The organism is Klebsiella sp. BIGb0407 (genome assembly GCF_024807845.1).
Lineage (GTDB): Bacteria > Pseudomonadota > Gammaproteobacteria > Enterobacterales > Enterobacteriaceae > JGM124.
On record NZ_JANUEQ010000001.1, the window covers coordinates 36,309 to 54,871 of the forward strand.

The 18,563-nt window shown below is 47.8% G+C and carries 17 protein-coding genes; 3 read left to right on the plus strand and 14 right to left on the minus strand.

The window, feature by feature from the left end:
• Nucleotides 1-63: 63 nt before the first annotated feature.
• Nucleotides 64-1,998 carry a protein kinase YeaG gene (yeaG, locus tag M2387_RS00165; RefSeq protein WP_259046479.1) on the minus strand — a complete coding sequence of 645 codons (1,935 nt, stop codon included), beginning with the start codon at nucleotides 1,996-1,998 and terminating at the stop codon, nucleotides 64-66.
• Between the two features lie 362 nt (nucleotides 1,999-2,360).
• On the opposite strand from yeaG, the gene M2387_RS00170 reads away from it, so the two are divergent.
• Nucleotides 2,361-3,107: a MipA/OmpV family protein gene (locus tag M2387_RS00170; RefSeq protein WP_259046480.1), complete on the plus strand. Its 747-nt coding sequence runs from the start codon at nucleotides 2,361-2,363 to the stop codon at nucleotides 3,105-3,107.
• A gap of 140 nt (nucleotides 3,108-3,247) precedes the next feature.
• Here M2387_RS00170 and M2387_RS00175 read toward each other — a convergent pair whose 3' ends face one another.
• The 10 genes from M2387_RS00175 to gapA all read right to left on the minus strand — a co-directional run bounded on the left by M2387_RS00175 (nucleotide 3,248) and on the right by gapA (nucleotide 13,517).
• On the minus strand, nucleotides 3,248-4,408 hold the full coding sequence (locus M2387_RS00175) for a hypothetical protein (protein ID WP_259046481.1): 1,161 nt from the start codon (nucleotides 4,406-4,408) through the stop codon (nucleotides 3,248-3,250).
• 33 nt (nucleotides 4,409-4,441) lie between these two features.
• On the minus strand, nucleotides 4,442-7,048 hold the full coding sequence (locus tag M2387_RS00180; protein ID WP_259046482.1) for a fimbria/pilus outer membrane usher protein: 2,607 nt from the start codon (nucleotides 7,046-7,048) through the stop codon (nucleotides 4,442-4,444).
• Between the two features lie 19 nt (nucleotides 7,049-7,067).
• Entirely contained in the window at nucleotides 7,068-7,856 is a 789-nt protein-coding gene (locus M2387_RS00185; RefSeq protein WP_259046483.1) for a fimbrial biogenesis chaperone, read from the minus strand.
• On the minus strand, nucleotides 7,853-8,593 hold the full coding sequence (locus M2387_RS00190; protein WP_259046484.1) for a fimbrial biogenesis chaperone: 741 nt from the start codon (nucleotides 8,591-8,593) through the stop codon (nucleotides 7,853-7,855). Before M2387_RS00190 ends, M2387_RS00185 begins: the two co-directional genes overlap by 4 nt.
• A complete protein-coding gene (locus M2387_RS00195) occupies nucleotides 8,586-9,200 on the minus strand; it encodes a fimbrial protein (RefSeq protein WP_259046485.1) in 615 nt (204 codons plus the stop codon). Before M2387_RS00195 ends, M2387_RS00190 begins: the two co-directional genes overlap by 8 nt.
• An 11-nt stretch (nucleotides 9,201-9,211) precedes the next feature.
• Entirely contained in the window at nucleotides 9,212-9,796 is a 585-nt protein-coding gene (locus tag M2387_RS00200; RefSeq protein WP_259046486.1) for a fimbrial protein, read from the minus strand.
• Nucleotides 9,780-10,508, minus strand: a complete 729-nt coding sequence (locus M2387_RS00205) for a fimbrial biogenesis chaperone (protein ID WP_259046487.1) — start codon at nucleotides 10,506-10,508, stop codon at nucleotides 9,780-9,782. The genes M2387_RS00200 and M2387_RS00205 overlap by 17 nt, the downstream gene beginning before the upstream one ends.
• Nucleotides 10,509-10,571: 63 nt before the next feature.
• Nucleotides 10,572-11,093, minus strand: coding sequence for a fimbrial protein (locus M2387_RS00210; protein WP_259046488.1), 522 nt, complete (start codon nucleotides 11,091-11,093; stop codon nucleotides 10,572-10,574).
• A 462-nt stretch (nucleotides 11,094-11,555) separates the two neighbouring features.
• A complete protein-coding gene (locus M2387_RS00215) occupies nucleotides 11,556-12,443 on the minus strand; it encodes a D-hexose-6-phosphate mutarotase (RefSeq protein WP_259046489.1) in 888 nt (295 codons plus the stop codon).
• 78 nt (nucleotides 12,444-12,521) lie between these two features.
• Nucleotides 12,522-13,517: a glyceraldehyde-3-phosphate dehydrogenase gene (gapA, locus tag M2387_RS00220; RefSeq protein WP_259046490.1), complete on the minus strand. Its 996-nt coding sequence runs from the start codon at nucleotides 13,515-13,517 to the stop codon at nucleotides 12,522-12,524.
• 349 nt (nucleotides 13,518-13,866) lie between these two features.
• On the opposite strand from gapA, the gene msrB reads away from it, so the two are divergent.
• Nucleotides 13,867-14,280 carry a peptide-methionine (R)-S-oxide reductase MsrB gene (msrB, locus tag M2387_RS00225; RefSeq protein WP_259046491.1) on the plus strand — a complete coding sequence of 138 codons (414 nt, stop codon included), beginning with the start codon at nucleotides 13,867-13,869 and terminating at the stop codon, nucleotides 14,278-14,280.
• Nucleotides 14,281-14,320: 40 nt separating this feature from the next.
• A complete protein-coding gene (locus tag M2387_RS00230; RefSeq protein WP_259046492.1) occupies nucleotides 14,321-14,602 on the plus strand; it encodes a YeaC family protein in 282 nt (93 codons plus the stop codon).
• Nucleotides 14,603-14,657: 55 nt separating this feature from the next.
• On the opposite strand, the gene pncA is transcribed toward M2387_RS00230, so the two are convergent.
• The 3 genes from pncA to sppA all read right to left on the minus strand — a co-directional run bounded on the left by pncA (nucleotide 14,658) and on the right by sppA (nucleotide 18,400).
• The gene (gene pncA / locus M2387_RS00235; protein ID WP_259046493.1) at nucleotides 14,658-15,302 is read right to left on the minus strand and encodes a bifunctional nicotinamidase/pyrazinamidase; all 645 of its coding nucleotides are present in this window, start codon (nucleotides 15,300-15,302) and stop codon (nucleotides 14,658-14,660) included.
• 9 nt (nucleotides 15,303-15,311) lie between these two features.
• The gene (gene ansA, locus M2387_RS00240; protein WP_259046494.1) at nucleotides 15,312-16,328 is read right to left on the minus strand and encodes an asparaginase; all 1,017 of its coding nucleotides are present in this window, start codon (nucleotides 16,326-16,328) and stop codon (nucleotides 15,312-15,314) included.
• Between the two features lie 221 nt (nucleotides 16,329-16,549).
• Complete coding sequence (gene sppA, locus M2387_RS00245) at nucleotides 16,550-18,400, minus strand: signal peptide peptidase SppA (RefSeq protein ID WP_259046495.1); 1,851 nt, start codon at nucleotides 18,398-18,400, stop codon at nucleotides 16,550-16,552.
• Between the last annotated feature and the right edge of the window lie 163 nt (nucleotides 18,401-18,563).

An 18,563-nucleotide genomic window follows, 5' to 3' on the forward strand; every position in this document is an offset into this window, starting at 1 on the left:
TGATCGCGGTTGCTGACGCACAGTCATCAGTCAAAGGCGGAGTTCACTCCGCCTGTAACCGGCTTATGAAGATTTACGGACCCGTAAATACCACTCACAGAGCAGGCGTACCTGCTTGCGGGTATAGCCTTTCTCCATCATACGATGGACAAAATCATCATGTTTCTTTTGTTCATCGGTTGAGGTTTTACCGTTAAAGGAGATAACGGGCAGCAGTTCTTCGGTATTGGAGAACATTTTCTTTTCAATGACGGTGCGCAGTTTTTCGTAACTGGTCCAGTTAGGGTTACGACCATTGTGATTCGCACGTGCACGCAGGACAAAGTTAACGATTTCATTACGGAAATCTTTTGGATTGCTGATACCAGCGGGTTTTTCAATTTTCTCCAGCTCAGCATTAAGTGACTCACGGTCAAACAGCTGCCCGGTATCAGGATCGCGATATTCCTGATCCTGAATCCAGAAGTCAGCATAGGTGACGTAGCGGTCAAAAATATTCTGTCCGTACTCTGAATAGGACTCAAGGTAGGCAGTCTGGATCTCTTTGCCAATAAACTCGGCATATTTCGGGATCAGATAGCCTTTGAGATACTCAAGATATTTTTCCGCCAGTTCCTGAGGAAATTGCTCGCGCTCAATTTGCTGTTCAAGGACATAGAACAGGTGTACCGGGTTGGCAGCGACTTCGGCGTGATCAAAGTTAAATACCCGAGAGAGAATTTTAAACGCAAAGCGGGTGGATAGCCCGTTCATCCCCTCATCAACGCCCGCATAGTCCCGATATTCCTGATAGGATTTTGCTTTCGGATCGGTGTCTTTTAGACTTTCGCCGTCATAGACGCGCATTTTAGAGTAAATGCTTGAGTTTTCTGGCGTTTTCAGCCGAGATAGTACAGTGAAACGTGAGAGTGTTTCCAGTGTTCCCGGCGCGCAAGGGGCCTGTGTCAGCTCACTGTGCTGCAACAGTTTCTGGTAGATTTTGATCTCTTCAGATATGCGCAGGCAATAAGGCACTTTGACAATATAGACGCGGTCAAGGAAGGCCTCATTATTTTTGTTATTTCTGAAGGTAACCCACTCTGATTCATTAGAGTGCGCCAGAATAATGCCATTAAACGGCAGGGCGGAGATCCCCTCTGTACCGTTATAGTTTCCTTCCTGGGTTGCCGTTAACAGAGGATGGAGCACCTTAATCGGCGCTTTGAACATCTCAACGAATTCCATAATGCCCTGGTTTGCACGGCAAAGGGCTCCGGAGTAGCCGTAAGCATCAGGGTCATTCTGAGCAAAATGTTCCAGTTTGCGAATATCGACTTTACCCACCAGGGCGGAAATATCCTGGTTATTTTCATCGCCCGGTTCGGTTTTGGCGATGGCCACTTGCCCCAGAATCGAAGGCCAGACTTTCACCACTTTGAACTGGGTAATATCCCCGCCAAATTCTTTCAGGCGTTTAGCCGCCCAGGGCGACATAATGGTGCCGAGATAACGGTGCGGAATCCCGTACTCTTTTGTCAGGATACCGGCGTCTTCCTGCGGATTAAACAGGCAGAGAGGGTGATCGTTGACCGGGCTGTGTTCACCATTAGCACTGAGCACGTAAATTGGCACATGCTGCATTAAGGCTTTCAGGCGTTCTGCCAGCGAGGATTTACCGCCACCCACTGGACCCAGTAAATAGAGAATTTGTTTCTTCTCCTCAAGGCCCTGGGCTGCATGTTTCAGATAAGAGACGATTTGTTCGATGGCATCTTCCATGCCATAAAAATGTTCAAACGCAGGATAACGTGCAACGACGCGATTGGAAAACAGGCGTGATAAGTGGGGATTGGTGGCGGTATCAACCATCACCGGTTCACCAATAGCCTTCAGCAGACGTTCCGCCGCATTGGCGTAGGCACTTTTATCCTGGCGGCAAAGGGCAAGGAATTCTTGCAAGCTAAACTCTTCATCCTTGGCTGCTTCATAACGCTGGCGATAGTGATCGAATATGTTCATAGTATGTCGTCCTTTCGTTTAGCACAGGTTACAGAGCCGTTGGTATCAGTCTTTATGGCTCCCCGGAAGATGCATAAGAAATTAGAAGCAATACCTATGCCAGATTGTTTACTGGCAACACCTGATTCACCAGGCTCTTAGCTATTCATCTATCTGTCATAAAGCGTAGATGGCATTTTCAAAACCTGCCTCCATGACTACCCAATTTCAATGGTATATCAATAACTCATCAAACGAATTTCACTGAACGGCTAACATACTTCTGAGTCTCATTTCTCCTTAGTGTAAAAAATTTGAGCTAGCTATAAGGGAAAGTTACACTAAGTCACGACTAACTATGTAATTAAAGGAACGGATTAATTGTGAGCAAAGTTAAACTTCTTGCATTAGGTGTGTTTATGGCCTCCTCGGTTTCTCTGGCTCACGCTGAAGGACCATGGTCAGTTGGCGCAGCCGCTCTGGTATCACCGGATCCCTATCGCGGACATCAGGATAGAATCCAGGCTGTACCTTTGGTGGGCTACGAAGGCGAAAATTTCTATGTTCGTAGCCTGAATGCCGGTTACTACTTATGGAATGATGCGACGGATAAATTATCGGTTACGGCGTATTACTCCCCGTTACGCTACCGTCCGAAAGACAGTCACGATGATGATATGCGCTCACTGGATAAACGTAAGTCCACGGTGATGGCGGGTCTGGCCTATGCCCACTATACCGATTACGGTTTCCTGCGCACCGTGCTGGCGGGGGATATCCTGAATAACAGCAACGGTATCACCTGGGATACCGCATGGTTATATCGCTATAATACGGGCAGCCTGACCTTTACGCCGGGTATTGGTGTTGGCTGGAACAGCAAAAACCAGAATAAATACTATTACGGTGTTTCTGGTAAAGAAGCCCAGCGTAGCGGTATGCAATACTACAAACCTGACAGCAGCTTCTCTCCTTATGTCGAGCTGTCGGTTGATTACAAACTGACTCAGGACTGGACGGTCTTTGGTATGGGTCGTTATGTCAGACTGGCCAGCGAAATTACCGACAGCCCAATGACTAATGAACAATGGACTGGGGTATTGCTAACCGGCATCAACTATAGTTTCTGATTAATGTTTTTGGCTTCCGGTTTCGAATAGTAATGTTCGGCCGGAAGCATATTGGTAATTTACTATCATTTATAATTAACAATTAATACCCCGCTGCCTGTTGCCAGACCGGGGACTTCATTTTTTTCCAGCATAACTACCTACTTATAGCCAATATCGAGCAATACGCTACCCGTCGCCCGGCCAGGAACCTCATTGCCTTGCAGGCAAAGCTGCCAGACCAATGGGATTTGTAATGCCAGGCCGTTGCTTACCGGGGCAAGTTTGGAATTAAATGCCCCGTCAAATGACAGGCTATTGGCAGAGTCAAGACAGTGAACGTTGTCAGTGTCGACTCCCTGGCCGACATAGCCGCGCACGACTCCGCCGGGATTATCACCGCTACTGGTCAGGGCGAGCTCCGTTGAGGAGGCAGGGCTACCCACGGCAGTGGCAACCAGGTATGCGTCCAGCACCGTACTGCTCTCAACGTCGCCACACTGGTAGGTAATAGGGGCGCTAACTATTCTTCCTGCAGGGTAGGAGGTATCAAAGTTGATGCTGGTTTCAGTATTGATGGTGCAGGGGGGAGGAACAACAGTAAGCGTATCGCCAGCTTGGGTGATATCGATGGATGCATAGTTGCTAAACCCTGGGCCTTGCGACAGAAACAGGCCATTTAGGGAATAAGTCCCTAGCGGAATATCTTTTGCTACATATATCCACAGATATCCCTCAGCAGTGGCCAGTTTATTTCCCCACTCCGTATTATTAGGAGCTGTCATTAAATTGTTTCTGTTATTTGCTCCTCCCGTTGGATAGGGACCCGTGACGGTGGCGCAGAATCGATCTGCAAATGATTGTTCCGCATTACCTTCAGCAGTTATATACCCATTATTATCAATGAGTATTCCCCCAGAATATGTTTCACTCACAGTCTGTTCGTCAGACTTTTTAATTGTTACAACTCCGCCGCTGATCCTACCCGTAAATCCGGCAATAATGCCGGCCTGATTGATTTTAATGCCGTTCCTGCCATCAATTTGCATCACATCGCTTTGTGAAATACAATTTCCGCCTTGCTTACTAAATCCCCCCATTAAGGGCAAGGACATCATGGACATATTGTTTGCCACTATTAATCCATTTTGCACATTAGTCGGTGCCAGCTCATTATTGATCGTTGCTAAAAGCACCTGTGAACCCGCAACAACGGAATAATTGGCCGCAGATACTGACGATATACAGCATCCGGTTCCCAGAAATATCGTTGAAATAACGGGAAGATAACTTGGCATTAAGTATTTATAAGATTTAAACATACAGTTATTCCTGTTCCAGGCAGTTGCGCGCAGTTAATTCGCACCAGAGGCGGTAAGCTGACAAGTCAGAGTCACCTGATGCAGTGTGGTCTCGGCATCAACCGTCAATTTACTGAGATCAAAAGGAACCAGGCACCGCTGGTCTTTAGCCTCACCCCATTTCACCAATAACCTTCCTTCAGGTGGTAACCCGGTCAGATAGACCTGCCCGCCGTCGCCAACAATACTGCTGGTCTCCTCGGCCTGCTGCTCCGTTTGCAGTGATGCGATAGCGCCGAACGGCACTACCCCCTGGTTCAATTTGAGTTTGATCAACACCTGATAGCCAATACGGGTTTTAAAGTCGGCTCTGACCACCGCCCCTTTAGTGGGGTAAACGTTGACATTGGACTGCACTAAATCGACATCATCTGGCAGGGTGCTGGGGTCAAGGCCGATACTGTTTTTGCCGTAAGCAGAAAGATAAGGTGCCAGCGCATAGCCACGGGCGTTGGTGATCCCCGCCTGATTATTTACGGACACATTAGGGGCGTCTGGCGCACTGACCAGTGCCATTGATTCGCCCATGGTACGGGAAAACAGCAGGCCGTCACCGTGGAGTAATGTCCCGCCGGACGCGTTGATATTCAGCGTCTGATGGGAATGGCTGTAGCTATACCCGCCGCTGACAGTCCCCTTGCTGCCTTGCCAGGAGAGGTTGGCGTTGGTATTACTGGCCTCTTGCTGGTTTCCGAAACTTTGCGCCAGGCTATAGCTGATATTCCCCCCCGGCATACTGCCGCTAAGTCCCAGATTATTTTGCGTACGGCCCTGATTATCATGCGTGATTGACGTGGTGGCATACATTGCTTGTAACTGAGGGGCAGAGCCAAAAATGGAGAAGGGAATACTTACGTTCGCGCTAATCTGACGATTTTCTGGCCAGTTATTATTTTTATCTTTAATACGGTCAATATTGTAGTTAATGCCGTAGCTTATCCCCTGTAAGGTCGTACTATACCCGGCAGAAAGCCCGGTTAACGTACGGTCACTGTTCCAGTAATCGTCCCGGTTAAGACGAAAATAGAGCGATCCCCAGGAACTGATTTGCTGGCGTACCTGAGTTTGAAAACTGCTGCGTCTGCGCTGCAGTAACCAGGGGCTGACGCCATTTTCCAGCTGATAGCCCTGGCTGTTGTATTCATTAAAGTTGAAATAATCCCGGGTCGAGTAGCGCAGAGCGGTTAAGTCGACGCTGGTGCCGGTTGAAGTCATACTTTTTGAATAGCGTAGCCGCCAGGACTCCCCTGACTTTTTATCACCGGAGCTAAAATTAGCCTCTGAATGAGTGACATCGGCAGAAAGTGCGCCAATATTGCCAAGGGATATGCCCGTTCCCAGGCTGTAAGCCTGATAATCGCTGGCCAGCAGGGTGCCACCGTACATTGTCATATTTTGCGGCAGGCCATACACCAGACTGGTTAAGAGAAAATTAGCTTCGCGCGAGCCGCTGGTGAGATTACCGTCATATTGCCCGGCACTGACTTCGTATTTCCAGCCGCCAGGCCGGAGCATCAGCGGCAGAGAAGAGTAGGGAACAATAAACTGCCGTTCAGCACCATTGGCTTCGGTGATAGTGACATCATAATTACCCGACATTCCGGCTTGCTGGATATCGTTAATATTAAAGGGACCCTGGGCGACATAGGTTTCATAGATAATATTACCGTTCTGGCGAATGGTCACACGCGCATTACTGTTGGCGACCCCGGTGATAGCAGGCGCAAATCCCCGTAACTGGCTGGGAAGCATCTGTTCATTGGAGGTTAATTTGACCCCTTTAAACGGCACGCCATCAAGCACATCTCCCCCGGTCCAGGTCTCACCCATCGCCAGCGAGGAGCGTAAGGGGATGATATCCCGGGACAGGGTAGTGCTGGAAAATCGGGTCTGATTAACGGCTGAACCAATACTGTTGTCGTAGCGACTATGCGTGATGGTGCTGCGTAATCGCCAGGGCCCGGTATTGGCTCCCATGCGCGCTGAAGCAAACAGATTGGTATTGGTCGAGCTATCCCCATTGCCCTTATTGTTTGAACGTCCGGCACTGACATTATAGTTTGCCATCAGCACCGGGATACCGTTGTCCCACAGCTCAGGATTATAGTCCCGGCCATAGTTTGACTGCATGGCGACTTGCGGAATACTTATCTCAAGGCGTAAACGCGAGAGTTCAAGAGTGGTTTTTGCCTGGGGAATAATGGCGGAAAGATTAGTCAGTGTTTTATCTGCTGGCTTATCTTTAAGACCAGGCAGGTTTTTGACATTCACGCCCAGCATGTCAAGAAATGCCGGGGTCAGTAAGGGTTCTATTTTACCCTCAGCATTTTTCTGAAAATTCAGCGTGTGCTGCCCCGCTGAACGCTGGTTAATAAATACCGCAACGCTGTACTCTCCCGGCGCGATACCTCCTGGCTGTGAGAATGCGGTGAGATCGACGGTTTCTGTGCTACCAAGGACATTTAAAAACGCGGGATCAAAATAGTCAGCCGCCTTGGCTGAATTAAGACTTAATAATAAGCAGATAGCCAGCGGATGCCAGCGTAAATTAACCTCCAATTTATTGGTTTGACGTCCATTGTCGACTTGATATTTATCCATAATCATTCCACATTCATAATTATTGCGTTAATGGGCGACGATATATTTCTGACGCGTAGCCATAATCGTTAATCAATTGCCAGCGGATCTCGCCGGAGGCAGAAACCGGGAGTGGGTAGCTCAACTGGCCAAAGGGAGCGACCATCTGAAATAATGCATTCTCATCGATAGCGGTATTGCCAACCGTAAGAGATTTAAAGGTCACATAGTAGGGCGTTGAATTGCTGACGTTGAGCTTCCCGTCTTGTTTAACAAAGCGTAATTTGTCGGCAATTTGCTCCACGGTATAAACAGGCAATTGCTGTGGGCGATAAAACAGCTTCAGGGTATTTTGCAAAGCGAGCATCACGTTAACCTGGCCCGGAGCCGTACTCTCTTCGCTGTCGGACTTCGTCGGTATTGCCTTAATCTGCAGGGCAAAAACTGACTCGCGATCGGCAGGGAGGTTCGCTTTCGTCAGTCGAATCGTCAGGGACAGCTGTTCATCGGCGTCCAGCCGTTTCAGCGGGGGGAGAGTAATAAAGGGGGCTTCCCTCAGCGGCTCAATATCATTACCGGGCAGGTAGCTGGACGGGGCATTAACGACTCGGGACTGTATCAGATAGGGAACCCGGGAATCATTTTTCAGGGTAAAGGTAATCCCTTTTTTCTTATCCTCAGGGTAGATAACGCGTGTTGACTGGAGCGTTATCCCTTCACGTGGCGTTGACACTGCATCGGCCGCGCCCATATAGAGAGCCATCAATGAGACCAGCAGATAGCCGCCTGATCTGCAAAGAGAACAGGGCGTGAAAGACGAAATAGTCATTGGCTACCCTTATCAACCGCAAGGGTTGCCTGATAAGGGGTGCTGAGGCCCCCATAATCATTAATGACCGTCCATGTGACTTCTTTGCTCAGACTCTCGAATGGATAGGTTGCCTGTGAAAATGGCGCAATCATTTGGCCCGTTTCACCGAAGCTGACAGGCTTACCTGCAGAGCGTAGTGACCCCAGGGTCAGATAATAAGGTGTTGGATTCTCGGCAATCAGTTGTTTTCCAGATAACCGAAAGGTCAGCTTTTTCGCCGCCTGCTCTGCTGTGATAGCTAACTGCTCTGGGCGGTAAAAGAGTTTAATCACTGTCTGTAAGCCGATAGCTACCCGATTCTCAGCATCACTGATTTCCGTTATTGAAGGGATGGCGAGAAAACTTAAATAAAGCACTGACTCCCGGTCTACAGGAAGCTGACCCGTACCCTGGCGAACAACTCTGACGGTTTGCTGATTACGCGGTTCTAAGCGAAATAACGGAGGTGTCACCGCGAAAGGCGCAATTTCGCTATTCATGCTGGTATCATTGAGGGCACTGGCTTTCACCAAATAAACGTTATCCCCTTGGTTTTGGATAGTGGCGAGCGCATTTTTATCTTTGCTATTAAAAATAACCCGTGTTTGCGGCAGCTTTATTCCTGCTGGAGGAGCAGCATTGCCAATTATGGTGAAGTTTAATAAAAACAGCGTTATCAGTGAAATCAAACCATATTGAGAGAGTATTTTATTCATAGCTCAGCCTAAAAATAACTCTGGCAGTCAAGGTGCCACCATTACGTGGAGTGATATCGCCACAGGTGTCAGAGCCGCAGGATAAAACAGCTGTGACAGGCAGTTGCTGGTTATTTAATGAGACCACCGTTGTTCCTTGCGTAGCGGAGACAATATTGTTTTCAGCAAGGTTAGTGGCGTTGTTAAATAAACTATTCCCGGGGCTGGATAACTTAACGCCATAGCCTACGGCCTGCCCCTCAGTTCCGATATTATCCGAGAATAACTTCACCCCGTTTAATGTCGTGGTATTGCCACTGACGGTAATCTTCGGTACGCCGGGAGTGGCCGACGTATCCTGACAATCAGTGAAACTGATATTGAACGTTTGCTGAATATTTTCCCCTTCAATGGCATTTGAAGGAATGCCTGCTTCATAATTCCCCTGATTAAAGCTTATCGATGGCGGCACAGTAATACTGCAGGTTGCTGCGGTATAAATAGCCTGAAAATTAACAGTCAGTTGATTACTCAATACAGGGAAGCTAAAACTACCAAGTAGCAAGCTGTTAATACAATAAATAATGCCTGTTTTTTTTATAAGGCCTGAAAATAAAGAACGTTTCATAGTCACCTCGTTTAAGGGATCAGACCTGTAATAGTGAGTGAGGCGGAGAATGTACCGGGAACAACAAGACTGTCAGCATTCATACCGATTAAGCCCACCCAAATAATTTGTTGTACCTGCTGACTCTCTGTCACAGCGCCAAGATTAAAAGGTATGTTATTAATAAACGCTTTCCCCGCAATGCCCTCGTTATAAAAGTTACTCAATGAAGGCAGAGTTTGACTACCATTATCTGGCTGGAGCATAAAACCAATATTTCGCAGATTACTACCGTCAATAAAAATAGAGGGGTCATCAGCGTAGGGCGTATTGCCGGTGACTTTTAATTGCGGTGTCAGCGGCTGAGTGCACTGAATAAAAACGGTCAGTGGTTTTATTATCAGGGTGTTTTTTGTTTTTATCTGTTCAGCGGTTACCGGCGGAAAATGTAATTCAGTTTCATTCCATAGCCAGTCACAGCTTCCGTCAGTGATAGTCGCATTAAAAGTGGTTTCTGCACTGGAGAGCGGTATTTCGTCAGCCATCACCGCAGTACCAGCACCACTAAAAAAAATCATACTCGCCAGTAATGGCGATAGCTTATTGAATTTTTCCATGAAAAGTGTCCAGGCCGCCGTAGTCATTGATGGTTTGCCATTGCACCGCGCCAGTCGTTTTTTGATAAGGGAAAACATAGTCGGAAAAAGGTGCAATCATATTACTGCCTGGCGATGTTTTGATATTGACCGCTTTGCCATTAACCTGAAGCGAAGAAAGTGTCAGATAATAGGGGCCTGGGTTGGCGACTTTTACCCCTTGAACGCTGCTGGAGAAACCTAATGCCGAAGCAGATTTTTCCGGGGATTCGGTTAATCCCTTCGGACGATAGAAGAGTTTGATAACATTGCCGCTGGCCAGCTGTAACTCCCCACCGAGTTTATATTTATCACTTTGTTCTGTTGTCCGGCTGGCAGGTAATGCAGTGGCACGAAAATAAAAAACAGATTCTCTGTCCTGAGGCAAACTGTGGGGCGTTACCAGAATTCGAACTTGATTTGCATTGCCCGGTTCAAGGCGAAATAAACTCGGTGCAGTAATAAAAGGCACCGCAGTCTGTTGTCCGGAAGTATCCCGGGTGATCTGTGTTTTCACTAAATAGGGACTTTCTGAAGACAGGGCACTTCTTACCTGAATTGACGCCCCTATTTTATCATCTTCAGCACGAAAAATAATACGCGTACCGTCGAGAGATATTCCCGCCATAGCCGGAATACTGTTCAGGATAGTTGTTCCAAACAGGGCCAGAATATTTTTTTTGATAAACCGCATAGTTATGCCTTAATAAATAAATCGACATTAAATGAAAGCGGGCAGAGCCCGCTTGATTTTTAATTAGTCAGAAACATAGGCAATAACAATTGGAGCGGAATAAACACCATTTGCAGGCGTGGTATTTAATGAACCCATGCCCGCGGTGAATTGATAACTATTACTTCCCGCAGTGACATCCAGTGGAATCGCCTGGTTATTCACAACAGGCTTGCTGGCAGCATCAGTCAGCATAAATCCAACGCTATTAGAGGCATTATTAACAAACAAACTTTGACTGCCGTTAGCGGTCATTCCCTGAACATACAGATTTCCTGAATCTTCTTCCGATGCTGCACTACAACCATTCAGTGAGATATACAGCGGTGTGGTGCCCACTTGTTTGCTGGCAACGGTGAAGGCATCGGCCGCGAATGTACCAACATTCAGTGTCGATGACCCACCGTTGAGCACCACTTCACAGGAAACGGCACTGATAGCACCTGTCAGGGTAATATCTTGTTGGTTGGGGCCAGCAATAGCCGATAAGCTGATTACTGAAGTTAGTAACGTTGCAGAAAGAGACGCTTTATTTAAAATCATCATTGAATTTTCCTTAATTTAACGATTTTTCTGTCTGTACCATTCCAGTCGGTACATAGGGCATATTTATATGTATGGATTAATACATATAAAGAGACTGTATCATTTTCAGTGATATTCAGGATTTTTTCGTAAGAGAGCAGAGCTCGATATAAAATCAAGTTCTTTGATTGTTACAGGTATCTAAAGCTGAGGTTAAAGAAAGAGTCGTTTTGGCATGGGTTAATTCCTTTTGAGGTTAAATCACACAGTCCTTGTATGAATAATCGTAATCTATCAATCAGGAATATATTATGCAATCAATTTATGGCGTGATGTTAGTTACCAGTAATTAACCTGCTAATGAATAAGTGAATTCTGTCAGCGTATTTAACCTGATAAAAGATTGACTCTGTATTAACGATAGTCTTTGTTGCACCTGATGGTGTTGCAGTCAGATTGTCTGCAACACCATCAAAAGAGCGATTAGGCTTTTTTCGTCACGCTGATGGTTTGACCGAGGCGGCTAGGTTTATCCGCTGTGGCGGTTTGTGTTGCCGTGACACAGGCAGTTTCAACGCAAACAAAGGTCTTATAACCCTCATCCGGCAAGTCGGACATGGATACCGAGAGTGCCGGACCCGGGTTCCAGGCAACGACATTCTGCTGATGGTGATGCACGACATGAATAGCACGTTTCAGGTCACTATCATGGATAACGCTACATTCTTCCGGTTTCAGATAAACCCGGTCGGTACGATCCGGGAAGGTTTGGATGCCGTCAGCTAATTGCCCCTGCTGGCCACCCAGAACTTTATCCAGGTAATCTGTACCCAGTCCGCTGACACTGACGTTGTCGATATCACCGACGGTAAAGTAGCTGTGAAGGGCAGACGTCGTTTCAAAATCACCGTGTGCTTCCAACTCAATTTCACAGGTTTTAGCCAGTTTAAAGCGGGCATACAGCTGGAACTCATGAGGCCAGAGTTTGAGTGTTTCTTCGGTACTCTTCAATTCAAACGTCAGCACCACGCCATTGGCGTCTTCGTTATGCGCGCTCAGTACCCAGGGCAGATTACGGGCAAAACCATGGGAGGGCAATGAGGCCTCTTTTGCCGGGCCAAACCATGGCCAGCAAATAGGTACACCACCGCGTAATGCAACGCCTGTATGGAATGGGGTGTTGTCACTGAGCCACAGTACCTCTTCGGCACCCGCAGGCTGCCAGGAGAGCAGATGTGCTCCTTGTAGCGTCACGGCAGCACGAACCTGTGCATGTTCAACAACAATGACTTCCAGCTGGTCTTGCTGGCGTACAGAGATAGCGGGAGTAATTTGTTCAATAACTGGCAGGGCAAAAATTTTATTTATCATTAGCGTGACCTCACATTATCGAAAGCAAAAAAAAGGGCGACCTTAGTCGCCCCTTAGTGGAAAATGATTCATCACAACTTATTTAGAGATGTGAGCAATCAAATCCAGAACTTTGTGGGAGTAACCTGTTTCGTTATCGTACCAGGAAACCAGTTTCACAAAGTGATCGTTCAGTGCGATACCCGCTTTGGCATCAAACACAGAGGTGCAAGTTTCGCCGTTGAAGTCAGTAGAAACTACTTCATCTTCGGTATAACCCAGAACGCCTTTCATTGCGCCTTCAGAAGCCGCTTTCATTGCGTTTTTGATGTCTTCGTAAGTTGCTGCTTTTTCCAGACGTACAGTCAGGTCAACAACAGAAACGTTAGGAGTTGGAACGCGGAACGCCATACCAGTCAGTTTGCCATTTAATTCTGGCAGAACTTTACCTACTGCTTTAGCAGCACCGGTAGATGAAGGAATGATGTTCTGGGATGCGCCACGACCGCCACGCCAGTCTTTGTGAGACGGGCCATCAACGGTTTTCTGAGTTGCAGTAGTTGCATGCACAGTGGTCATCAGAGCTTCAACGATACCAAAGTTATCGTTGATAACTTTAGCCAGTGGAGCCAGGCAGTTAGTAGTACAAGATGCGTTAGAAACGATGTCCTGACCCTGGTATTTGTCAAAGTTAGCGCCTTTAACAAACATAGGGGTGTCATCTTTAGATGGACCAGTCAGAACAACTTTTTTAGCGCCAGCAGTGATGTGCTTACGTGCAGTTTCGTCGGTCAGGAACAGACCCGTTGCTTCAGCAACAACATCAACACCGATTTCATTCCACTTCAGGTTTGCTGGATCTCTTTCTGAAGTAACACGGATGGTTTTGCCGTTAACAACCAGATGGCCGTCTTTAACTTCCACAGTACCGTTGAAACGGCCATGTGTGGAGTCATATTTCAGCATATAAGCCATATACTCTGCGTCTAACAGATCGTTGATACCAACGATTTCGATGTCAGAACGTTCTTGAGCAGCACGGAAAACAATGCGACCGATACGGCCAAAACCGTTGATACCTACTTTGATAGTCATATATTCCACCAGCTATTTATTCGTGAATAAAAGGTTGCCTGTAAAATTACAAAAACCTTACGCATCGTCAAGCGGAATCGTGTCAATCATTGGTACAAATCAATATATCGACCACAGATTGTACGACTTATATCCACTCACACCCTTAATCGTCGATTTTGATGTGGGGGTGCGAGTGATGATTTTAAACACAGACTCCACAAAACTGCGACGTTCGTCTCGTTTTTGATCGAGCTAATAAATCATTGTCTAGTTTAGAGCAAAAACCCGCGTGGTGTTGTTAATTATTTGTTGTAATATAGTGCGTAGGACACACTGATTTGCCCGTTTAAGAGATAGAGATTGAGTTATGTCGAACGCATTACTTCCTGATTTAAATAAGAAAAAACTCAGCGAAATGCAATATTTTGTCACGCAAAAACAGGGTACAGAGCCGCCATATTCTGGACGATTATTGCATAATAAGCAGGACGGAATGTATCACTGCCTGGTTTGTCAGACAGCATTGTTTCTTTCAGAGACCAAATATGACTCCGGCTGTGGCTGGCCGAGTTTTTATCAGCCCGTCAGCCCGGACGCGGTTCGTTACTTGAGCGACAAAGCTTATGGTATGGAGCGGACTGAAATCCGTTGTAGTCAGTGTGATGCGCACTTGGGGCATGTCTTCCCTGACGGGCCAAAGCCTACGGGAGAGCGTTATTGTGTGAATTCTGCGTCACTTAGCTTCACTGATGAGCGCAATGGGACACAAACTGAAGGCTAATGAATCGATTCAGCAAATTATTCTGCTATAGGGTTAAAAAATGAACGATCTGGATGAAATGTTAGCGGCGATGACGCCAGAAATCTACCAGCGTCTGGCAACGGCTGTAGAGCTAGGTAAATGGCCTGATGGTGTAGCGCTCACTCCTGAGCAGAAAGAAAATAGCCTGCAGTTAGTGATGCTCTGGCAGTCGCGGCACAATACCGATGCACAGCATATGACTATCGATACTGAAGGCCAGATGGTCATGAAAAGTAAGCAGCAGCTGAAAGCGGAGTGGGGGATTGGGGCTGAGTCCATTGCGACAATCAAGCTACACTAAGCCCCGCTGATCGTCTGGAACAGGGGACAAACTCACCGTCCCCTGAATGTTTTCTTTAGTGCTGTGTCTCAGCGCCAAATTCCGCAGATGTCATTAAACGAGCACCCGCCAGTGCCATATCCTGCAAAGCCTGCTCACTGTCTGATGGTTGAAGATTCACGCCACGGCAACCATCGGTGATGACTGTGACGTTATACCCCAGATTTAAGGCATCCAGTACGGTGTATTTCACACAATAGTCTGTTGCCAGTCCCATAATCACCAGTGTGCTGACGTCCTGCTGACGCAGCCAGTTATCCAGGCCTGTATCATGGCGATGACCGTTATCAAAAAAAGCACTGTAGCTATCAATCTCCGGCTGGCAGCCTTTCTGTGTGACGTGGTCAGCAGTTTCAATGTTCAGTTGCGGATGAAATTCCGCACCATGACTTTGCTGGATACAATGATCCGGCCACCAGGTTTGTGTCAATCCGGCCAGGGTTCCCTGCTGGTAGGGCACGGAATTCTGTACACTGGCAAAACTACCGTGATCTGCCGGATGCCAGTCCTGGGTTGCGACAATCTTACTTTCCAGTAACTGAAAAAGTGAGATCATATGATTGGCTACGCTCACAGTCTGAGAGCCTTCCGGCACCTCCAGCGACCCCCCGGCACAAAAATCGTTCTGTAAGTCGACTAACAACAACGCTTGCTGTGACATCACAACTCCTTAGTCATCCGGTGTCAGTTCACCGCGCAGATTCTCTGACATAGCGGCGCGAATGGTAGAGACATCTTGTTGCTGGCTCAGCAAATAGTGCAGCTTGGTCAGTGCCGCTTCAACAGTCATATCCGCACCACTGATAACACCGGCTTGTGCCAGAGCATTACCGGTCGCATAGCCTCCCATATTCACCTTACCGGACATGCACTGGGTCAGATTAATGACGATGATTCCCCGCGCGCAGGCCTCCCGTAGTTCATGGATAAAGGCCCCTTGCTGCGGGGCATTACCGACCCCATAGGATCGCAGAATTAACGCCTTGACAGGCTGACGCAGAAAGTTACTGACAACATCAGCAGACATCCCCGGATAAATGGTTACGACCCCAATCGGCTGAGGAACGACGGTGTGGACGATTAACGGCCCCTGACCTTTGGGAGCCGGGGGCGTATTTAAGCGCCTGATATGAATACCCGCTTCCAGTAATGGCGGCAGGTTTGGGGAACTAAACGCATCAAAGCCATCAGCGTGCGCTTTCGTTGAGCGGTTGCCACGATAGAGTCGGTTATTAAAAAAAAGACAGACTTCATTTATCGGATAATTTGCGGCGATATACAGCGAGTTGAGCAGATTGATTTGCCCGTCTGAACGGAGTTCTGCCAGAGGTATTTGTGACCCGGTGACAATGACCGGTTTGCCTAAATTTTCCAGCATAAAGGACAGCGCGGACGAGGTGTATGCCATGGTGTCGGTGCCATGCAGAATAACGAAACCGTCATAGTTATCGTAGTTAGCAGCGATATCGTCAGCGATATGTTGCCAGTCTGCGGGAGTCATATCCGAAGAGTCCATCAGCGGCTGATATTCATGAATAGTGAAATCAGGCATTTCGGCACGATGGAACTCAGGCATTTGGGCCAGTTGTTGCTGGAGATGGCCGGAAACCGGGATGTAGCCTTGGGTTGAGCGCTGCATGCCGATAGTACCGCCGGTATAGGCAACATAAATAGATTTCTTTTGCATAAACATCGCTCAGTCGGTGTAGTAATCAGAAGTGCCAGAGTATAAGGCCGTGGCGGGAAAAAAAAAGCCTGTCAGTGACTGGAGCAAGATAATGATTGGAATAGCGGATATTTTTCTTTCAGAAAGGACACAAAACATTCAGAAGACGCGCCACTAGCGGAAAGTTCGCCAGCAGCGTTGCTGAATTGCCCGACCCTGGCAGGTCGGGCAGGGAAGTGCGACTACTTCACTTCACCACAAGTCAGACAGATGGCATAACGGTTTTGCGGATCGTTCATGGTCGCAAACTGGTCGTTTTGCGCTTTTACCGCCATGGCTGCATCAGCAAGAGGAGCTGGCAGATAAGCTTGTAATGCCTGTGGTAATACGGCGCGAACAGAACCGGTTACCGAGTCAAACACCACATCAATCAGCGTAGGTTCTTCTTGCCAGAAGCTCAGATGCCATTGTTTCAGCTTCGCAAGCTCTGCGGCTTTCGCCACCGCGTCATCAAAGTCGCCTAATGCATCCACCAGTCCTTTTGCTTTTGCATCCTGACCGGTCCAGACATGGCCCTGGGCAATGGCATCCACTTGTTGCAGGCTCATGTTACGGGATTGAGCAACGATATCAATGAAACGCTGATAGCCATGCTCAATTGACAGCTGAATCATCTGTTGTACTTCAGGTGATAGCGCCTTGGTCACAGCCAGATCGGCCAGTGGTGAGGTAGCCACGCCGTCAGTGTAAACACCCACCGAGGCCAGGGTATCCTGCACGGTATTGATCACCCCGAAGATACCAATTGAACCGGTCAGAGTGCTTGGGTTAGCAATAATATAGTTCGCAGGTGTTGATACCCAGTATCCTCCGGAAGCTGCCATCCCGCCCATGGAAACGACAATCGGCTTACCGGCTTCTCTGGCTGCCATTAATTCACTGCGGATCAGTTCAGAGGCGTTGACACTGCCACCAGGGCTGTTAACGCGCAGGATAATCGCTTTCACCGTGGAGTCCAGGCGCGCGTCACGGATTTGTTCTGCGGTGGTGTCTCCGCCAACTTGTCCGGCAGTTTCCGGGCCATCCATAATGGCTCCATTCACGAAGATAACCGCAATACCGCCGCCTTCGGATGAAGCGGGTTTAAGGTGATAGTCGTAAATACTGGTCGCGCTAAAGTCTTTGTTCTCTTTGTTCCAGCCAAACTGTTTAATTAAGGCCTGATCGATTTGCGCATTGGGTGCCAGCTCATCAACCAGTTTATTATCCAGCGCGTACTGCGCGGTATCACCGTTCAACTTTTTCAGGTTGTCCAGCATCTCCTGCGCACCCGGGAAGGCTTGCTGAGCGGTTATCTGGCGGTTGGTGGCGATGGTGGTGATGAAGTTCTGCCACAATTCGCCAATCCACAGGCTGTCCGCCTCACGCGCAGCGGGGGACATATCGTCGCGTAAGTAAGGCTCTACTGCGGATTTATAGGTGCCGACACGGAAGACATAGGTCGAAACCTTTAATTTTTCCAGCAGGCTCTTGTAATACAAGGTATTGGTGGCAAAGCCACGCAGGTCAATGCCGCCTTGCGGAGACAGCCAGATTTTATTGGCAAAACTGGCCAGGTAATACTGGCTTTGATTGTAGTACTCACCACGCGCATAGACTGGTTTACCGCTATCGCGGAACTCACGCAGGGCTTTACCAATATATTGCATCGAAGGCTGATCGGCCCCGGCAAAATCTTTTAAATCCAGCACGATACCGGTAATGTTACTGTCGCCTTTTGCCTGACGGATGGCATCAACAATATCGAACAGCGAGTTTTCTTGTAGCCGGTTAGAATTGGAACCCAACAGCTGACGGCCTATTACGCCCAGTTTGTCACTCACCGACGCTTTATCTACCACGACACCGCTGATATCGAGCAGCAGGGCACCGCGGACAGGTTCTGTAGTGTCACTTTTCATCTGAAGCCAGATACCGACGCAGGCCAGGATGATAATAATAAAAAAGATGTTCAGTACTAATTCGCGGATAAAATTAAGCAGACGCCATGTCCACTTAAAAATACCTAAGATGAATCGCCCGATAATGCGCATATTTTCTCCAAAACTTCCACTGGGATGCCCGCACGTCAGAATATTGACAGCTAAAACGGTGAGCGTGACGGCTATCCTAAAGACAGGACAACGAAAAGTCAGTAGCCAATCGGCATAGCACTGTAACAAAAATAGTGCCTGTGTTAGTTTTGTGAATGAAAAT

What these genes read in the sequence shown, in the direction of transcription:
- yeaG (WP_259046479.1), bottom strand. Translation starts at nt 1,998, where the DNA reads ATGAACATATTCGATCACTATCGCCAGCGTTATGAAGCAGCCAAGGAT.
- M2387_RS00175 (WP_259046481.1), bottom strand. Translation starts at nt 4,408, where the DNA reads ATGTTTAAATCTTATAAATACTTAATGCCAAGTTATCTTCCCGTTATT.
- M2387_RS00180 (WP_259046482.1), bottom strand. Translation starts at nt 7,048, where the DNA reads ATGGATAAATATCAAGTCGACAATGGACGTCAAACCAATAAATTGGAG.
- M2387_RS00185 (WP_259046483.1), bottom strand. Translation starts at nt 7,856, where the DNA reads ATGACTATTTCGTCTTTCACGCCCTGTTCTCTTTGCAGATCAGGCGGC.
- M2387_RS00190 (WP_259046484.1), bottom strand. Translation starts at nt 8,593, where the DNA reads ATGAATAAAATACTCTCTCAATATGGTTTGATTTCACTGATAACGCTG.
- M2387_RS00195 (WP_259046485.1), bottom strand. Translation starts at nt 9,200, where the DNA reads ATGAAACGTTCTTTATTTTCAGGCCTTATAAAAAAAACAGGCATTATT.
- M2387_RS00200 (WP_259046486.1), bottom strand. Translation starts at nt 9,796, where the DNA reads ATGGAAAAATTCAATAAGCTATCGCCATTACTGGCGAGTATGATTTTT.
- M2387_RS00205 (WP_259046487.1), bottom strand. Translation starts at nt 10,508, where the DNA reads ATGCGGTTTATCAAAAAAAATATTCTGGCCCTGTTTGGAACAACTATC.
- M2387_RS00210 (WP_259046488.1), bottom strand. Translation starts at nt 11,093, where the DNA reads ATGATGATTTTAAATAAAGCGTCTCTTTCTGCAACGTTACTAACTTCA.
- M2387_RS00215 (WP_259046489.1), bottom strand. Translation starts at nt 12,443, where the DNA reads ATGATAAATAAAATTTTTGCCCTGCCAGTTATTGAACAAATTACTCCC.
- gapA (WP_259046490.1), bottom strand. Translation starts at nt 13,517, where the DNA reads ATGACTATCAAAGTAGGTATCAACGGTTTTGGCCGTATCGGTCGCATT.
- msrB (WP_259046491.1), top strand. Translation starts at nt 13,867, where the DNA reads ATGTCGAACGCATTACTTCCTGATTTAAATAAGAAAAAACTCAGCGAA.
- M2387_RS00230 (WP_259046492.1), top strand. Translation starts at nt 14,321, where the DNA reads ATGAACGATCTGGATGAAATGTTAGCGGCGATGACGCCAGAAATCTAC.
- pncA (WP_259046493.1), bottom strand. Translation starts at nt 15,302, where the DNA reads ATGTCACAGCAAGCGTTGTTGTTAGTCGACTTACAGAACGATTTTTGT.
- ansA (WP_259046494.1), bottom strand. Translation starts at nt 16,328, where the DNA reads ATGCAAAAGAAATCTATTTATGTTGCCTATACCGGCGGTACTATCGGC.
- sppA (WP_259046495.1), bottom strand. Translation starts at nt 18,400, where the DNA reads ATGCGCATTATCGGGCGATTCATCTTAGGTATTTTTAAGTGGACATGG.